This window comes from uncultured Olsenella sp. (assembly GCF_959602185.1).
GTDB lineage: Bacteria > Actinomycetota > Coriobacteriia > Coriobacteriales > Atopobiaceae > Olsenella_I > Olsenella_I phocaeensis.
Window position 1 is genome coordinate 123,208 of sequence record NZ_CAUGRZ010000005.1, and the last position, 16,579, is coordinate 139,786.

Annotated in this window: 14 protein-coding genes; 10 read left to right on the plus strand and 4 right to left on the minus strand. The window is 66.4% G+C overall.

Annotation, left to right across the window (positions count from 1 at the left end; all coding sequences use genetic code 11):
- Positions 1–2 precede the first annotated feature (2 nt).
- From Q5923_RS05160 to Q5923_RS05185, 6 genes are all read left to right on the plus strand, one after another.
- A complete protein-coding gene (locus Q5923_RS05160; RefSeq protein ID WP_303132637.1) occupies positions 3–965 on the plus strand; it encodes a PTS transporter subunit EIIC in 963 nt (320 codons plus the stop codon).
- A 153-nt stretch (positions 966–1,118) separates the two neighbouring features.
- Complete coding sequence (locus Q5923_RS05165; protein WP_303132568.1) at positions 1,119–1,505, plus strand: cupin domain-containing protein; 387 nt, start codon at positions 1,119–1,121, stop codon at positions 1,503–1,505.
- Between the two features lie 181 nt (positions 1,506–1,686).
- On the plus strand, positions 1,687–2,721 hold the full coding sequence (locus Q5923_RS05170; protein WP_303132570.1) for a Gfo/Idh/MocA family oxidoreductase: 1,035 nt from the start codon (positions 1,687–1,689) through the stop codon (positions 2,719–2,721).
- A gap of 16 nt (positions 2,722–2,737) precedes the next feature.
- Positions 2,738–4,279, plus strand: coding sequence for a Gfo/Idh/MocA family oxidoreductase (locus Q5923_RS05175; protein WP_303132572.1), 1,542 nt, complete (start codon positions 2,738–2,740; stop codon positions 4,277–4,279).
- A gap of 376 nt (positions 4,280–4,655) precedes the next feature.
- Positions 4,656–6,053, plus strand: coding sequence for a hypothetical protein (locus tag Q5923_RS05180; protein ID WP_303132574.1), 1,398 nt, complete (start codon positions 4,656–4,658; stop codon positions 6,051–6,053).
- 172 nt (positions 6,054–6,225) lie between these two features.
- The gene (locus Q5923_RS05185) at positions 6,226–7,419 is read left to right on the plus strand and encodes a 5-bromo-4-chloroindolyl phosphate hydrolysis family protein (protein WP_303132576.1); all 1,194 of its coding nucleotides are present in this window, start codon (positions 6,226–6,228) and stop codon (positions 7,417–7,419) included.
- Between the two features lie 155 nt (positions 7,420–7,574).
- Here the strand turns inward: Q5923_RS05185 and Q5923_RS05190 are convergent, their stop codons facing one another.
- Together Q5923_RS05190 and Q5923_RS05195 are read right to left on the minus strand one after the other, a co-directional pair.
- Positions 7,575–8,723, minus strand: a complete 1,149-nt coding sequence (locus Q5923_RS05190) for a toxic anion resistance protein (RefSeq protein ID WP_303132578.1) — start codon at positions 8,721–8,723, stop codon at positions 7,575–7,577.
- A gap of 74 nt (positions 8,724–8,797) precedes the next feature.
- Positions 8,798–9,796, minus strand: coding sequence for a LacI family DNA-binding transcriptional regulator (locus tag Q5923_RS05195; protein ID WP_303132579.1), 999 nt, complete (start codon positions 9,794–9,796; stop codon positions 8,798–8,800).
- Positions 9,797–10,202: 406 nt separating this feature from the next.
- On the opposite strand from Q5923_RS05195, the gene Q5923_RS05200 reads away from it, so the two are divergent.
- On the plus strand, positions 10,203–11,720 hold the full coding sequence (locus Q5923_RS05200; RefSeq protein ID WP_303132580.1) for a flotillin family protein: 1,518 nt from the start codon (positions 10,203–10,205) through the stop codon (positions 11,718–11,720).
- A 192-nt stretch (positions 11,721–11,912) separates the two neighbouring features.
- Here the strand turns inward: Q5923_RS05200 and Q5923_RS05205 are convergent, their stop codons facing one another.
- Complete coding sequence (locus tag Q5923_RS05205) at positions 11,913–12,809, minus strand: MurR/RpiR family transcriptional regulator (protein WP_303132582.1); 897 nt, start codon at positions 12,807–12,809, stop codon at positions 11,913–11,915.
- 113 nt (positions 12,810–12,922) lie between these two features.
- On the opposite strand from Q5923_RS05205, the gene Q5923_RS05210 reads away from it, so the two are divergent.
- A complete protein-coding gene (locus Q5923_RS05210) occupies positions 12,923–14,374 on the plus strand; it encodes a glycoside hydrolase family 1 protein (protein WP_303132583.1) in 1,452 nt (483 codons plus the stop codon).
- Between the two features lie 74 nt (positions 14,375–14,448).
- Positions 14,449–15,276: a Cof-type HAD-IIB family hydrolase gene (locus tag Q5923_RS05215; protein WP_303132585.1), complete on the plus strand. Its 828-nt coding sequence runs from the start codon at positions 14,449–14,451 to the stop codon at positions 15,274–15,276.
- Positions 15,277–15,322: 46 nt separating this feature from the next.
- On the opposite strand, the gene Q5923_RS05220 is transcribed toward Q5923_RS05215, so the two are convergent.
- Positions 15,323–15,925, minus strand: coding sequence for a histidine phosphatase family protein (locus tag Q5923_RS05220; protein ID WP_303132587.1), 603 nt, complete (start codon positions 15,923–15,925; stop codon positions 15,323–15,325).
- 115 nt (positions 15,926–16,040) lie between these two features.
- Here Q5923_RS05220 and Q5923_RS05225 point away from each other — a divergent pair, with 115 nt between their 5' ends.
- A complete protein-coding gene (locus tag Q5923_RS05225) occupies positions 16,041–16,559 on the plus strand; it encodes a PTS glucose transporter subunit IIA (RefSeq protein WP_303132589.1) in 519 nt (172 codons plus the stop codon).
- Positions 16,560–16,579 lie beyond the last annotated feature (20 nt).

Consider the following 16,579-nt stretch of genomic DNA (forward strand, 5'->3'; position numbering starts at 1 on the left):
ACATGGTGTACAACGCGGGCTTCTACTTCCTGCCCATCTACCTCGGGTACACCGCTGCCAAGAAGCTCGGCGTGCGCCCGGTGCTGGGGCTCCTGCTCGTGGCAATCCTCATCGAGCCCAGCTTCGTCGCACTCGCCGGAACCCAGGACCCCGCGCTCACGGTGTTTGGCATCCCGGCACCCGTGGTGAACTACTCCCAGTCCGTCATGCCCATCCTGCTCTCCGTCTGGGTCATGAGCTACGTGGAGCGCTTCTTTGACAAGCACGTGCCTGACACGCTGGTCACGGTGTTCGTTCCCTTCCTCACCATGCTCGTGATGGTCCCCCTGTCGCTCTGCGCGCTCGCTCCCATCGGCGCCGAGCTCGGCAACCTCCTTGGCAACTTCCTCTTCTCGCTCGGCAACGCCGGTGGCATCGTCTCGATCATCGCCATCGTCGTCCTCATGGCAGTCCAGCACTTCCTCGTCATCACCGGCATGCACATGGCGCTGGTCACCCTCGCCCTTGTCGCGTACGCCCAGAACGGCGTCGAGACCTACGCCCTCGTGTGCAACCTGATCTCCAACTTCGCGGTCTGGGCCATGGCCTTGGCCGTGTTCCTCAAGGTGAAGGACCCCAACGAGAAGTCCGTCGCGCTTGGCGCCTTCGTGTCCGGCATCGTCGGCGGCGTGTCCGAGCCCTCGCTCTTCGGCGTCGGCTTCAAGTACACTCGCTGCCTGGTGGGCGTCTCCATCGCCAACGCGGTCGCGGTCCTGTTCATCGGCATAACGCACGTGTACTTCTACAACATGGGCGCCACCTCGATCCTGAGCCTGCTCAACTTCATCGCCCCGGACAAGCCCATGAACGTCGTCTTCGCGGCCATCGCGGGCGGCATCGGCTTCGCGCTCTCGCTCGGCATCAACTACTTCTTCGGCGTGACCAAGGAGCAGGCCGAGGCCGGAGTCGAGAAGGCTACGGCGTAGCGTCCGAACAAGCTCAACTTCCTGGCCCACCGACAGCTTCCTGCCGGTGGGCCTCTGGCTTGTCGGTGACAAGGCGACTGGTTGCCCTGAGCGGCCGTCAATCGGCGTGAGACGACGGATCTTGTCCGCGCCTCCGCCAAGAGAGGGGAACGAATGGGCAAGAGTCAGAACGGCGTCACGGTGTTTCTCCCCCAAGACCTGAACCCGGCAGAACACGTCTTCGTGAGTCCGCGCTCGGGTGCCAAGCACCAGGCCATCACCCTGCACGACGATCCCAAGACCGGTATGAACGTGCAGCTCACGCGCTACGAGAAGGGCATGCCGCTCTCGGTTCACACCCACGAAAGCGGCAAGGGCATGTACGTGCTGCGCGGCACGCTCCACACCGATCAGGGCGACCTGCCCGCCGGCAGCTTCGTCTGGTGGGACACGGGCACTCCGATGTTCCACGGCGCGACGGCCGCCGAGGACGTCGACGTGCTCTTCATCATGGACGGTCCCTTCGACATCTCCTACACCGGTGACGTCGAGAGGGTGTAGCAGGCCTTCGGATGCGATCGCCTCTTGGAAAAAAGGTACGGCAAGCTTGCTGCAGGGGCGGGAGGCCGTGAACCTCTGTTCCCACTTCGCGGGTAGGGACCGTCGTCGCCGGACCGCACCCTACAATGGCAACAACAAGCAGGAGAATCGTACGTAGCACGTCACCCAGGGAGGACTTACCATGCAGGACGGCAAGGTCATCGTCGGCTACATCGGCAACGGCAAGAGCGCCAATCGCTACCATGCCCCGTACGTCCTCGACCGGAGCGACAAGTTCCGCATCAAGACGATGCAGGCCCGCCACGTCGACCACTCCGCCTGGGCGGCCATCCCCGGCGTCGAGTACGTCACGGACACGGAGGCGATCCTGGGCGACCCCCAGATCGACGTCGTGGAGATCACCACCCCCTCGGCGCTGCACTACTCCATGGCCAAGCGCGCGCTCGAGGCGGGCAAGCATGTGACGGTGGACAAGCCCTTCTCGGCCACCTACGAGGAGGCCGCCGAGCTCTTCGACCTGGCAGCCAAGAACGGCGTCACGGTCCAGTGCTACCAGAACCGCCGCTTCGACTCCGACTACCTCACGGCCAGGAAGGTCGTGGAGTCAGGCAAGCTGGGCAAGGTCTTCGAAGTCGTCACCAGCTACGACTACTGGCGCCCGACCATGATGGACGGCATGGCCAACGACCCCGTCAACAACGCCCCCTACGGACATGCGAGCCACTGCCTCGACCAGATTATCTCTTGGTTCGGGACGCCCGACCGCGTCCACTCCGACCTGCGGCAGCTCCAGGGCGCGGGCATGGTCTGCGACTACTTCGACTACGACCTGTACTACGACGAGCTGGGCGTCAAGGCCACCGCTCACGCGAACTACCGCATGGCCATCCAGCGTCCGAGCTTCGAGATCTGCGGTGACAAGGGGGCGTACGTCAAGTTCGAGAAGGACCAGCAGGAGCGGGACCTCAAGCACTTCTACCTGCCCGCGGGTCATCCCGACTTCGGCCTGGACGCGCCCGAGCAGTGGGGGACCCTGCGCTACCAGGACGAGGACGGGCTGCACGAGGAGCGCGTGCCCTCCGAGCGAAGCTCCTACTCGCAGTGGTACGACGCGCTCTTCCATACCGTCGCCAACGGCGCGCCCCAGCTCGTGACCCCCGAGGAGACCCTGGCGCAGATGCGCATCCTCGAGGACGGCATGGGCCAGCTGGCGTAGGAGGGGGCAGACGGGCATGGCAGAAGAGGGAGTCGTTTGCTGGGGCATCCTGGGTGCCGGCAACATCGCGCGTCGCTTCGCGAGCAGCCTGAGCAACGTGGAGGCCGCCGAGCTGGTGGCGCTGAGCTGTCGCTCAGCGGACAAGGCGCAGGACTTTGCCAAAGAGCACGGCATCGCGCCCTCCGGTGCCCTGTCCGACGAGTTGCTAGGTAGGCCGGGCGCCGCCCACGAGGCCTTGCTTGCCGACCCCAGCGTGGACGCGGTCTACCTCTCGCTCCCGCACGCCCTGCACCACGACTGGGCCATCCGGGCGCTTCGTGCAGGCAAGGCCGTGCTCTGCGAGAAGCCCGCCTGTCTGGGCGTCGAGGAGGCGGCCGACGTGGCGCGGGTGGCACGCGAGTGTGGCTCGCTCTTCATGGAGGGCATGAAGGCGCGCTTCACCCCCTGTTATCGGACGGTGTGCGAGCTGGTGGACAAAGGCGAGATAGGCGATGTGGTTCGTGTCGAGACCATCCTCTGCAACGATATGCGCGAGCTCGTCCGATCTGGCAAGACGTACCACAGCAATCCCGTGGGGGGAGGGGTGCTCCTCGACTGCGGCATCTATTGCGCGAGTTGGCTCGATGACTTCCTGCCGGCGGGAGAGGCGCAGGTGACTGCCTTCGCGGGCGTCGCCAATGACCAGGGCATCGACATGTACGCGAGCGCCACGCTCGAGGTCGCAGGGCTGAGCGCCACGCTCGAGTGCGCCTTCGACCGTGCGAAGCCCCGCCAGGCCGTGCTGGTGGGCACGAGAGGGCGTGTCGTGATCGAGGAGTTGCATCGCTGCCAGCGTGCGACGGTGTACGCGGACGGATGCGAGCCGCGCGTGATAGACGCCCCCTACGAGGTGGACGACTTCTACGGAGAGGCGCTGCACTTCACGAAGCTCGTAGCCGCCGGAGCAGAAGAGAGCGACGTGATGCCGCTCCAGGCTACGGTGCGTTGCGTGCGCATCGTCGACGCCGTCAAGGCTCGCTTCTCGCTTGGCCGGGACGCCTTGCGCGCCCTCGAGGTTCAGGAAGGGGCGCTGCGCTGGCACGGCGAGTTCACCAGTTCCGACGCACTCGAGCTGGGCAACGCCGTTGCGCGCCTGTCACGGGAGTACGACCGCGGCGTCACCGTGCGCGTCGTGCGCGAGCCGGACGGCCTGGCGATGCTCGAGTGGGCCGCGGACGACAAGGCGCCACGCAACCAGGAGTTCGCCCAGGGCAAGCGTCGGGCGTCTCTCGCTTGCGGCCACTCCTCGCTATGGGCTGACGTGGCACACGAGGTGGACGGCAGCTTCCAGGACCTCGTCGACCGCAGCACACCCGACAAGTTTGGCACGTTCGAGTTCGCCTGTCCGGTGGCCGGGGCCTTCCCCATCCGAGACGAGCGCGGCACCCTGCTGGCCACGCTCTGCGTGAGCGGCCTCCACGAGGGCCTCGACCACGAGCTTGCCGTGCGCGCCCTCGCGGAGGCGGAGGGGAAGGAATGCGGGCGGGACGTCCCCGTCTACGCCTGGCTGGCGAGGTAGCGGGTGATCGTAGGGCTGCGAAGTCGGATTCCCACGGCACGTCCAAGCCCCACGGCACGTCCAAGCCCCACGGCACGCCCAAGCCCCACGGCATGCCCAAGCCCCACGGCACGCACGCTACGCACAGGTCGGGGCCGTGGCTGCCTGCTGGCGCGACGTCCAATCTTGCAAACGCGGACACTTTTCTTGCCCTCCGGCGGCAATTCTGTCCACAACCACAAGATTGGGCCGGTGGAGAGGAGTGGGGCCAGCAAGCGCAGAGAAGCAAGCGGCATGTCTCGCCCGTGAAGGCTGATGTCGTGGCTTGTCCGTATACTGGAAAACGTCTGGTTCCGGGCGAGAGTATCGCCCCCGGTCGCGTGGAGGGCGTGCTCTCATGGAGAACAAGGCTTTGCGGGAGCTGGAGGCAAGGATGGCGCGCCAGGGCTCACGCGCCGACGGCATGCGGTTCGCCCATGGCATGTTTGACCTCCTCGCCCTGGTGGACTTCGCCAGCCTCGCGACCTCCGTCGACGAGCTGCGCCAGGAGGTGCCGGGACGTGACGAGGCCCCCGTCGTCCTCGGCTCGCGCCAAGGCGATGCGCCCACGGCCCCGCAGCCGAGCCCCTCTCCCCAGAACGTGGAGGACGTCACCGCGGAACCGGCGCCTGCCGAGGCGCCGGAGGAGGTCGCCGCCGAGACTGTGGAGGCGGAACCTGAGCTGGCTGCCCCTGCCGACGACCATTGCGCCGCCATCGCCTCTGCCTCTGCCGATGTCACCGACGCAGCTACTGGCACTCCCGCCGAAGCGGCACCGGCGTCGGAGCCGCAGAAGGCGTCGCCCTACGTCCTGCTTGTCGAGGAAGACGCTGCCTGGCGGCCCGGGGAGCTCCCCCGCGTCGCGTTCTTCGGCTACATGGGATTGCTCCTCCTCGTGCTGGGCTTCCCCGTGCTCCGCGCCTCCGTACCCGCCTCCGTCCTCCTCTTTGGCATGGGCGCGGCGGGCCTCGCCTTCGCCACGAAGCGCCTCCTCGACTCCCGCCGTCGCAGGCGCCTCGCCGACATGCTCGCCATGATCTCGCGCTTCGCCGCCGATCGGGAGGTCGTGCCCCTGGCGGAGCTCGCCGAGCGCACGGGAATCGGGCAGGACGATCTTGCCGGCCTCTGCGAGGAGGCCATCCGCCAGGGCTCCCTTCCCCAGGGGCGCGTGAAGACGCTTCCCAACGCCGCGCAGGCGCTCTACCTGAGCGGCGAGGCATACGAGAGGGCCCTCTCCGCCGCTCCCGCTTCCGAGCCGCGGGGCACCGGCCTCGGGGAGGACGTTGCCACGACGACGGCCGATGTCCCTCTCGCCCGCGAGCAGCGCGAGGTGGTCGACGCCTTCAGGGACTTCGGCCAGGTCCTTGCGGGTCGGGCCAGCCAGGCGGCGGACGAGTCGGCGCGCGGCTCCATGGAGGGCATCGCGCGCAGGGCGGGCCTCATCGCGAGCTACGTAGAGGCCCATCCGGAGCTTGCTGGCCAGCTTGGGCGTGCGGTCGGCTACTACCTGCCCCAGACGGCGAAGCTCGTTGCCTCCTACCTCGAGCTCGAGCACAGCGGCGCCGAGGGCGAACGCGCTCGGGAGGTGACGGGCGAGCTCAGGGAGGCCCTCCGCATGGTCGACGACGGCTTCGCGCGGCTCCAGGAGGAGCTCATCGAGGACCAGAGCATCGACCTCGCGGGAGACATCCAGGTCATGAGGACCATGCTCGCCCAGGACGGGCTCACCAAGGATGCGGACGAGCTCAGGCCATAGGCCAGGGGCCTGCATTTTGCGGGCGTCGCTTGCGGTAGGCGCAGGGCCGTCCTGCATGGCGTGGCAGTGACGACTTGCCGACATTTCGAGCACACGGGATTCACGGCCATCGTGTACCTTCATAGGGTGGTTTCTCGCATGTGACTTCAGCCAAACCCAGAGGATGGCCGCCATGGACAACGACGCACAGGACGAGTGGGGCCCCAAGGACCCCCGGACCTCGGCGGACGACTTCGTCCGCCAGGGCACCGACGTCGCCCGTCAGGTGGGTGACGTCCTCAACAGAGAGATTCCCGCAGCCGCCGAGAAGGCGGGCGAGCTGATGTCAAAGGTCGACTTCGATGGCATCGCCAGCTCCATCGAGCGCGCTGCCGCGGCCGTCGCCGCGCAGCTGGGCATGGCGGAGGTGGATTCTTCTCCCTACGTCGTGTGTCGGCATGGCGACGAGAAGGTCCGCGCCAAGGACCTGATCGGCGGGATCATCCTGGGCTACCTGGCCATCATGATGATCGTCCCGACCATCATGATGGCCTTCGACGGCCTCGTCTCGTTCCTCGTTGGTCTGGCGGTTCTCGTCGGTCTGGGCACGGGGGCGGTCAAGTCCTTCGCGAAGGGCGCCCGGCGCAGGAAGATCGCACGTCTCTGCCTTGCGCTCTCGAAGGCCGTGGGAGACGAGACGAGCATGCGCCTGAGGGATCTGGGCGGTAGGGTCGAGCTTACCGTGAAGGAGCTGCAGCCCCTGCTTCAGGAGGCCATCTCCCAGGGACTCATCCCGCAGGGGCACATCGCCTCGCTGGGAGACGGGACGACCCTCTACCTCACCGACGGCTCCTACAAGAGGGCTCGCAAGGAGTGGAACCGCCGCAAGGAGAGCCAGGGAGGGTCCCAGGGCAAGAAGCCCAAGTCCGTGGACGACGGGCTGACTCCCGAGATTCGCGAGCTCCTGGGGGTGTTCTCCGACTTCGGCCGCATGGTCGAGGAGTCTCGCGCGCGCATCGTGGACGAGGGCCTCAGGTCTTCGCTCGAGTCCATCGTCATGCGCACGCAGCAGCTCTCGTCGTACCTGAGGTCGCATCCCGAGTGCGCGTCACAGCTCAGGCGGGTCGCCAACTACTACCTGCCGCAGACCTCGAAGCTCGCCGCGTCCTACGCCGAGCTCGAGCAGAGCGGCTCTGGCGGTGCCGGGGTCGAGTCCGTGCGCGCGGAGTTGGCCCAGACCCTGCAGATGGTGGACGAGGGGCTCTCCCGGACCCTGGACAACCTCCTGCAGGAGCAGAGCATGGACCTCACGGGCGACCTCAAGGTCATGAGGACCATGCTCGAGCAGGACGGACTCACCTCTACGGGGGACGAGCTGCGTCCCTGACGGCGGCCGACCCGCCCGACGGCGTCACCAGGCTTGCCTGAGACAGGCGAGAGGGGCAGCGCCACGAGCGATCGTGACGCCGCCCCTCATGATTGTGCCTGCGGGCTCGCATGCGGGGACTCTCGCCTGCGTCCTCGCCCCTTGACTGGGCGAGCCTAGCGCTGCGAGGCCTCCAGGAGCTTCGTCTTGAGCTCGCCCTCGATCTTCGTGAGCTCCTCCTCGGCAAGCTGGCGCTTCTCGCGCCCTTCGGCCTGGACGCGCGCGACCTCATCCAGGGTGGAGATGAGCTGCTCGTTGGTGTGGCGCAGGGTCTCGAGGTCCACCACGCCGCGCTCGGCCTCCTTGGCGGCCTCGACGGTGGCCACCTTGAGCTGGTCGGCGTTCTTCCTCAGGAGGTCGTTGGTCATCTGCGATACCTCGCGCTGGGCGCGGGCGGCCTGGTTGGCGTGCTCGATGCCCAGGGCGATGACCATCTGGTTCTTCCACAGGGGGATGGTGTTGACCACCGTGGACTGGATCTTCTCGGCCATGACGGCGTCCGAGGCCTGGACCATGCGAATCTGCGGCGCGGTCTGGAGCGCAACCTGGCGGGTGAGCTCGAGGTCGTAGATGCGCTTCTCGAAGCGGTCGCACTTCTGCGAAAGGTCGCGGGCGGCCTGGGCGTCCTCGGCGAGCCCCGTCCTCGCCGCCTTGGCCTGCAGCTCGGCGAGCTCGCCCGTGCGCACCCCCTCGAGCTTCTGCTTGCCGGCCGCCACGTACATGGTCAGCTCCTTGAAGTACGACTCGTTGAGAGCGTAGAGCTGGTCCAGCATCGAGATGTCCTTGAGCAGGGTGACCTGATGGCCCTCGAGTGCGTCAGAGATTGAGCGCACGTTCTTCTCCACGTCGCTGTAGCGCGCCTTCAGGGCCTCGAGGCTGTTCTTGGCCTTGTGGAAGAGGCCCAGGAGGCCCCCCTCCTTCTGGTCGGGGTCGAAGTTCTTGAGGGTCACCACCAGCGAGTTGATCTGGTCGCCCACCTCGCCCAGGTCATGGCCGCGCACGCCGGCGAGGGCGCGCTCCGAGAACTCCGAGACCTTGCGCTGCGACCCCACGCCGTAGGCGAGGACGCCGGCGGTGTCGGTGATGTCGATCTTCTGGACGAAGGCCGAGACCTTCTCCAGCTCCTGGGGGGTGAGGGAGGCGGTTACGGGATCGGACGCGGTCGCGCCGTCGAGGTCCAGCTCGGGCGCCGCGGGCGCGGCGTCGCCAAACTCGAGCTCGGGCTCGGGCGCGTAGGCCTGGAAGTCCGTGTTCTCTGCTGCCATGGCTCCTCCTCCCGCGGACGGCGTCCGCGCAGTCGTGTGCATGAGTCGATTCTAGCCCAGGGGGAGCCCAAACCCTACAGCTGTGCCACGCTGTCCCGCTCTACGAAGGTGGTGGAGACGTGGGTGGTGCAGGTGAAGCCCCTCGGGGCCTTGACCTGTGCGATCAGCTTCTGGACCGCCATGGCGCCGATGTCGTGTTTGGGAACGTGCAGGGTGGTGAGGGCGGGGAGCATCACGGTGGCGACGGGCAGGTCGTCGAAGCCGACGAACGAGACCTCCTCCGGCACCTTGACGCCGCGTTCGAGGAGGGCGCGCATCATGCCGCAGGCCATCACGTCGTTCTCGGCGAAGAAGGCGGTGGGGAGCTCCGGGTCGCCCTCGAGCCACTCCTTGGCGGCGGCGTAGGCGGTGGAGAGGCTCGTGCCCACGGTCACGCAGTAGTCGTCGTTCCAGCTGAGGCCCGCCTCCTCTAGGGCACGGCGGCAGCCCCGCTCGCGCAGGGGGAAGTTGCGGATGACGGGGTTGCCCCTGACGTAGCCGATGCGCGTGTGGCCCTTGCCGATGAGGTAGTGGACGGCTCGGTAGGCGGAGCTCTCGTTGGAGATGACGATGGACTCGATGAAGCTGTGGTAGCACCAGCCGTCCACGATGACCAGGGGGGCGGCGGAGCCGTAGAAGGGCTCGTAGTCCTCCTCCATCATCTCGGTGCCCAGGAGGACGATGCCGCTGGTGGTGTCCTGGCAGAGCTCGCGCAGCGGGGAATGGGCTCCGGGGTCGGCGAGGTCGATGGTGACGTAGCTCGTGGTGAGGCCGTGGAGCTTCGCCTCGCGCTCGACGCCGTCCACCACCGCGGGGTGGAAGTCCGACTCGTCGAGGACCTTGCCGCTCTTGCGCACGACGACGAACTGGATGCGGTCGAGGCGGCTGGGGCGCTGGTAGCCCAGCTCCTGCGCGACCCTGAGGATGGTCTCGGCGGTCTCCTTGCTCACGCCGCGCTTGTGGTTGAGCGCGTTGGAAACCGTGGCGGGGGAGAAGCCGGTCTTGCGGCTGATGTCTCGTACCCCTACCTTCATCTGACCATCCCCAAAAAATTTAGCTTCTATGTTTTGTACTAACTTACCGCAACGAAACAGGCATTTCTCGACATTATTGGGTGATTTCAAGAAAGAAGTCGTTAATTTTCGGGGAGAGGTTCCTATTGTGTTTGGATGGTGTTTTGCTACGGCTCGTGATATCGATGGCCGCTCGCGCCGGGTTGCGCGACCCTTCCCCATTTTGGCCCAGAGTAGACGATTGAAACTGTGAACGACCAGGTCAGACGGCTCGTTGCATCTGTGGTGCAGATGTGGTTCCGGATGGTCCGGCCTTCCGACCGGGATGTTGCCCCTCTCCAATCAGATAACATCTCCTCTGTTCGTGGCCGGCCAGGCCCGTCATTCGTGTCGGGCTGGCGCTGCCTCCAGAAAGGAAGCGTGCGTCATGGAGCTCATAAGGTTCGTCCTCGTTGGCATCGTCGTGATCGCGGTGCTCGTCATCATCGCCTCCGGGTACGTGAAGGCACCGCCCGACCAGGCCTACATCATCTCGGGCGGCGGGAAGAAGCCCCGCTACCTCATCGGGAAGTCCGGCGTCAGGATTCCCTTCCTGCAGCGTGTCGACCGCCTGTCGCTGCGCATGCTCTCCGTCGACGTCAAGACCACGAAGACCATCCCCACCCTCGACTACATCAACATCATGGTTGACTCGGTCGCCGTGGTTAAGATCTCGAACACCGAGGACGGCCTGGCCAAGGCGGCGGAGAACTTCCTCAACCGCGACTCCGACTACATCAACGACATGGTGGTCAACGTGCTGGAGGGCAACCTCCGCGAGATCATCGGCGGCATGCGCCTGACCGAAATCATGAACGACCGCAAGACCTTCGCCGCAAAGGTGCAGGAGAACGCGATGACCGACATGCAGCGCATGGGTCTGGACATCGTGTCGTTCAACATCCAGAACATCGACGACGACGGCATCGGCGTGATCGAGAACCTGGGCATCGCCAACACCGTTGCCATCCAGAAGAACGCCCAGATCTCGAAGGCTAACGCCGAGAAGGAGATCGCGGTCGCCCGCGCCGAGGCCAACAAGATCGCCAACGACGCCCGCATCACGTCCGAGACCGCCATCGCCGAGCAGAACAACGCCCTGGCCCTGCGCCAGGCCTCGCTCAAGACCGAGGCGGACACCGCGGCCGCGAAGGCGGACGCCGCCAAGGGCATCGAGGCGCAGCGCCAGCAGAAGGCCATCAATACCGAGCAGGTCAACGCCGAGATCGCCAAGGCCGACCGCGAGGCCGAGCTGAAGCAGAAGGAGGTAGCCGTCAAGGAGCAGGAGCTCGACGCCTCCATCCGCAAGCAGGCCGACGCCGACCGCTACGCCGCCGAGCAGCGCGCGCAGGCGGACCTCGTGACCAGGCAGAAGGCCGCCGAGGCAGAGCTCTACTCCGCGCAGAAGGCCGCCGAGGCGATTCGCGCCAAGGGCGAGGCCGAGGCCCAGGCGGCCCGCGCCAAGGGCATCGCCGAGGCAGAGGCCATGGACAAGAAGGCGGAGGCGCTGCGCAAGTACGGCCAGGCCGCCCTTGCCCAGCAGATCATCGGCGTGCTGCCGGACATCATCGCCGCAGCCTCCAAGCCCATCGAGGGCATCGACGCCATAAACATCTACTCGACCGTCGGTGGCGAGGGAGAGGGCTCCCCGGCCGCGGGCGTGACGTCCATGGCGCCGCAGTCCATCAAGGCCGCCTTCGACATGGTGAAGAGCGTGACGGGCGTCGACCTGGCCGACGTCATGCGCGCCGACACCTACGACGCGAAGGTGAACCGCAAGGTGAGCATCGACGCAGGCGGACTGGGCGAGGTCGCGGATGCCGCGCGGAAGGTCGCGGACGCAGTCAGCGCAGCTGCCACGTCTGGGGCTGACGGAGCAGGCCAGGAGGGCGCTGCGACTGAGTAAGCGCGTCCGGGCGACATGTTAGGTGAGCGAGGAGGCCCGGGGCTGGCGCCCCGGGCCTCCTGCTGTCGAGCGCGAGCGCACGATGACGCGGACAGGCCGACAAAAAACTGCGCACGATTTCGCCGAATTGTGGAGACGAGCGACGTTTGCCCAGGATTCGCGAGGCCACGCGGCAAATCGTGCGCAGTTTTTCTAGCTTGAGAGCACGTCCGTCGTCTGCATCAACCGCTCGTAGCGCACCACGGCGTCGAGCTTGCGCCGCACGTTCTTCTCGTATGCCGCCTGGAAGCAGAGAGAGAACAGGAGGTCGAGCACGAGGCCGGTGGCGCGCTCGCTGTAGTAGCCGGCGATCTTGCTGTACAGTCGCTCCTCGGGCGGAAACTCCAGCGTGCAGTCACAGGCACGGCTCAGCAGATTCTCTCCCGAGCTGGTGACGGCTATGGTAGGGACGCCACCTCGCCTGAGATCGTCGAGCAGCACCGCCGGGAGGCGTTGTGCTCCGAGCCCCGAGTACGAGACCAGGATTGCACAGCAGTCCTCGACCATGCCCCGTGCCACGAGCGCGCTGGTCGCGAGCGAGGGCACCAGGCACTCGATGCCGATCTGCCTCAGTCGGTGCGCGAAGTTCTGCTCGAAGTAGCGGTTTTGCTCCACGCCGAAGCAGACAACCTGTCGCGCCGCGCACACGAGCCCTGCGGCGCGCTCGAGTGCGTCCTCGTCGAGCGCCTCCACGACCTGGTCGATGGCGTGGCGCTCGACCTCGGCAACGCGGGTGACGACCTCCGTCACACCCGTGCCCTCGTCGAAGGGGAAGTTGCAGTCGACCTCCGCGCGCGCCTCCTCTGCGCTGGCGGCATGCGAGAACGCCTCCTGAAACGCCGGCCATCCCCCGAAGCCCAGCGACTGAGCGAAGCGCACCAGGGACGGCTTCGAGCAGTAGCTGAGCTGTGCCACCTCCGCCATGCTCAGGCGTCCCAGACCCGACCCCTCGCCCAGCACGAGCTGCGCGATCGCGCGGCGAGACCCCGTCCCCGCCAGTGACATGCCCCTCACGCGCTCGAGCAGCTCGTCTCCCGCATTGGCATCCATGTCAGACCTCCGTTTCAAAGCGTTTCACGTTACCTTCTCACGCTTGAAAAATAGCATGTGAGAGGCCAGCATGAAACGTGTAAGCGTTTTGTGAACCAATCAGAGGAGCAGACATGGGCAAGGATGGCATCAAGTTCCCCGACAACTTCCTGTGGGGCGGCGCGACGGCGGCGAACCAGTACGAGGGCGCCTGGGACGTCGACGGCAAGGGCGCGTCGGTCCCCGACCACATGCGTGGCGGCGACATCAACACCCCGCGCCAGATCGACGTCGAGTTCGACCCGAACGCGCTCTATCCCAGCCACGAGGCGACGGACTTCTACCACCACTACGAGGAGGACATCGCCCTCTTCGCCGAGATGGGCTGGAACGTCTTCCGCATGTCCATCAACTGGGCGCGCCTCTTCCCCACGGGAGAGGAGACCGAGCCCAACCAGGCCGGACTCGAGTTCTATGACCGCGTCTTCGACTGCCTGCTCGCGCACGGCATCCAGCCTCTGGTGACCCTCAGCCACTACGAGCTGCCCTACCACCTCGCCGCGACCTACAACGGCTGGGCCGACCGTCGCCTCGTCGACCTCTTCTTGCGCTACGCCAGCTGCTGCCTGGACCGCTGGCACGACAAGGTGAAGTACTGGCTCACCTTCAACGAGATCAACACCGGCACCATGACCATGGGCTGCACGCTTTCCCTGGGCACGCTCAAGGGCTTCACCGGGACCATGGCCGAGGTGAGGGACGACATCAACGAGCGCTACAACGCCCTGCACCACCAGTTCCTGGCCTCTGCCAAGGTCATCAAGTACGCCCACGAGACCTACCCCGACCTCAAGATGGGCAACATGGACTGCTTCATCCTGAGCTACGCCGCCACCTGCGACCCCGCGGACCAGCTGGCCAACCAGGACGAGATGCGCCGTATGAACTGGTACTGCTCTGACGTGCAGGTTCGCGGCGCCTACCCCAGCTACGCCAGGCGCTTCTGGGACGAGAACGGCATCAAGATCAAGATGCAGCCCGGCGACGAGGAGCTCCTGCGCGAGGGGAAGATCGACTTCTACACCCTCTCGTACTACATGAGCTCCGTCGTGGGCACCCACGGTGACGTCGAGCAGGGCAAGGGCAACATGGTCATGGGCGGGCGCAACCCCTACCTGGAGGTCTCGGACTGGGGCTGGTCCATCGACTCCAAGGGCCTGCGCTTCTCGCTCAACGAGATCTACGACCGCTACCAGATCCCCCTGATGGTCGTCGAGAACGGCTTCGGCGCCTTCGACACTGTGGAGGAGGACGGCTCCATCCACGACCCCTACCGCATCGACTACCTGCGTAAGCACGTGCGCGACATGGGCGAGGCGATTGAGGACGGCGTGGACCTCATTGGCTACACCTGGTGGGGCCCCATCGACGTGGTCTCGGCCGGCACGGGCGAGATGCGCAAGCGTTACGGCTTCATCTACGTGGACAAGCACGACGACGGCACGGGCGACCTGCACCGCTCCCGCAAGGACAGCTTCTTCTACTACAAGAGGCTGATCGCCTCGAACGGCACCGAGCTGGACTAGGACGGCACACGTGCCCCGGCGCAGCGCGTCGGGGCACTCTTCCCATGGGGGGACGAGGCGAGAGGGGACTTGGCATGATCGCGTTCGTGGACGTCGACGGTACGCTGGTGGACTACGGCAACGTGCTGCCCGAGAGCGCGAGGCGCGCGGTCGAGCTGGCGCGCGCCGCCGGCCACAGGGTCTACGCCTGCACGGGGCGCAGCAAGACAGAGATGGAGGACCTTCTCGCCCGCATCGAGCTCGACGGCCTCATAGGCGCCAACGGCGGCTACGTCGAGGACCACGGAGAGGTGCTCTTCCACCAGGGCATCCCCGCCGACGTGGAGCGTCGCTTGGTGGACTGGCTCGACGAGCGCGGCCTCGCCTACTTCCTCGAGTCGAACAATGGGCTCTTCGCCAGCAGGAACTTCAGGGAGGGTGCCCGCGGCGCCCTGCGCGCCTACGTGAGGGGCAAGGGCGTCGAGGATGCGGACGAGCTCGAGGCCGACCAGGTCATGACGGGGCTCGTCTTTGGCGGCGAGCTCTACCGCGACGACGTCAACAAGGTCAGCTTCGTCCTGCGCGACTACCAGGACCACCTGGACAGCGCCCGCGACTTCCCCGAGCTCGAGGCCAAGACCTGGGGCGGAAGGGGAGAGGAGGCGCTCTTCGGCGACCTTGGCGCCAAGGGGGTGGACAAGGCCCGCTCGGTAGAGTTGCTCCTCGCCCACCTTGGCGTCCCGCGCGAGCAGAGCGTCGCCTTCGGGGACGCCAAGGTCGACGTCCCCCTCTTCGAGGCCTGCGGCGCGAGCTGCTGCATGGGCTCGGGCGGCGAGGAGGCCAAGGCAGCGGCCGACTTCGTGTCGACTGACGTCGAGGAGGACGGGCTCTGGAACGGCTTCGTCCACTTCCACCTGGTGTAGGGCCTCGGGTGAGAGGGGCGTCCCTCTCACCCGGAACGTCCTCCTCCTAGTCCTGGCCGTCGTCGGGCTCGGGATAGACGATCTCGCGGCACGAGAAGAGGCCGTCCTCGTAGTCGAAGACGTAGGTCATGCAGTTCTCCCAGCGGGTGACCCTGACGCTGTTCCTCGGTGCCTGGGCCTCGAAGAACTTGAGCGCGGAGGCACCGTGACCCACGACGAGCACGTCGCGGTGCCCCTCTCGTCCCATGACGTCGGTGAGGAAGTCGACCATGCGGCGGGTGACCTGCCCCTCGGTCTTGCCGCCGTACTCGGCGAAGCCCTCGGCGCGCCGCTCGCCCTGGGGTTCGAGGTAGGCGTCCTTGCCCTCGAACGCACCGAAGCCCATCTCCTTGAGGGCCTTCGCGCGCTGGTAGGGGAGGTCGGGCGCGCCGAACGCGTCGAGGAAGGCAAGGAGGGTGGCCTCCGTGCGCTCAGAGGTCGAGCAGTAGGCGTGGTCGAAGGTCCAGCCGCGGCGTGCGGCCTCCCGTCCCGCGGCGCGGGCCTGCTCCGTCCCAAGCGGGGTGAGGGGGGAGTCGCGCCAGCCCTGGGTCTTGCCCTGCTGGTTGAAGAGGGTCTGTGCGTGACGCATCAAGTAAAGCGTTTTAAACATCCGGTTTGCCTTTCTTTTGCGAATGACTTAGTAGGATAATCCATATAGCGACCGGGCCAGAGGCCATACCATCGGGGTCGCGACGAGGGGGGACCCTCGGGTTAGGAGGTATTCAATGGGTCTGTTCGACATGTTCAAGAAGCCTTCGAAGCCGGCCGCCCTGGGCGTCAGCGCCCCTGCGGGCACCCTGCTGGCTCCCGTCACCGGCAAGGCCGTCTCCCTCTCCGAGGTGAGCGACCCCGTGTTCAGCAGTGGTGCCATGGGCAAGGGTTGCGGGGTCCTCCCCGAAGGCGACACGGTCTACGCGCCTGCGGCAGGGACCCTGAGCGCCATTGGCGCACCCAACTTCCATGCCCTGGGCATGGTGACCGACGACGGTGCCGAGGTGCTCATCCACATCGGCGTCGACACGGTCGAGATGAAGGGCGAGGGCTTCACCGTCTTCGGCAGCAAGGGTGCGCACGTGAGCGCCGGCGAGCCCCTCATCAAGTTCTCGAGCGAGAAGATCAAGGCGGCCGGGCACGACGACGTGGTCATCATGGCGATCACCAACTCCGACGACCTCTCGTCCGTCGAGCTCACCGCTCCTGGCGCCATCGAGGCAGGCAAGCCCGTCGTGAGCTACGCACAGTAGTCTGGACCTCTTCCCAGCTG

Excerpts from the sequence above, each read along its gene's own strand:
- Q5923_RS05160 (WP_303132637.1), top strand. The coding sequence starts at position 3 with ATGGTGTACAACGCGGGCTTCTACTTCCTGCCCATCTACCTCGGGTAC.
- Q5923_RS05165 (WP_303132568.1), top strand. The coding sequence starts at position 1,119 with ATGGGCAAGAGTCAGAACGGCGTCACGGTGTTTCTCCCCCAAGACCTG.
- Q5923_RS05170 (WP_303132570.1), top strand. The coding sequence starts at position 1,687 with ATGCAGGACGGCAAGGTCATCGTCGGCTACATCGGCAACGGCAAGAGC.
- Q5923_RS05175 (WP_303132572.1), top strand. The coding sequence starts at position 2,738 with ATGGCAGAAGAGGGAGTCGTTTGCTGGGGCATCCTGGGTGCCGGCAAC.
- Q5923_RS05180 (WP_303132574.1), top strand. The coding sequence starts at position 4,656 with ATGGAGAACAAGGCTTTGCGGGAGCTGGAGGCAAGGATGGCGCGCCAG.
- Q5923_RS05185 (WP_303132576.1), top strand. The coding sequence starts at position 6,226 with ATGGACAACGACGCACAGGACGAGTGGGGCCCCAAGGACCCCCGGACC.
- Q5923_RS05190 (WP_303132578.1), bottom strand. The coding sequence starts at position 8,723 with ATGGCAGCAGAGAACACGGACTTCCAGGCCTACGCGCCCGAGCCCGAG.
- Q5923_RS05195 (WP_303132579.1), bottom strand. The coding sequence starts at position 9,796 with ATGAAGGTAGGGGTACGAGACATCAGCCGCAAGACCGGCTTCTCCCCC.
- Q5923_RS05200 (WP_303132580.1), top strand. The coding sequence starts at position 10,203 with ATGGAGCTCATAAGGTTCGTCCTCGTTGGCATCGTCGTGATCGCGGTG.
- Q5923_RS05205 (WP_303132582.1), bottom strand. The coding sequence starts at position 12,809 with ATGGATGCCAATGCGGGAGACGAGCTGCTCGAGCGCGTGAGGGGCATG.
- Q5923_RS05210 (WP_303132583.1), top strand. The coding sequence starts at position 12,923 with ATGGGCAAGGATGGCATCAAGTTCCCCGACAACTTCCTGTGGGGCGGC.
- Q5923_RS05215 (WP_303132585.1), top strand. The coding sequence starts at position 14,449 with ATGATCGCGTTCGTGGACGTCGACGGTACGCTGGTGGACTACGGCAAC.
- Q5923_RS05220 (WP_303132587.1), bottom strand. The coding sequence starts at position 15,925 with ATGTTTAAAACGCTTTACTTGATGCGTCACGCACAGACCCTCTTCAAC.
- Q5923_RS05225 (WP_303132589.1), top strand. The coding sequence starts at position 16,041 with ATGGGTCTGTTCGACATGTTCAAGAAGCCTTCGAAGCCGGCCGCCCTG.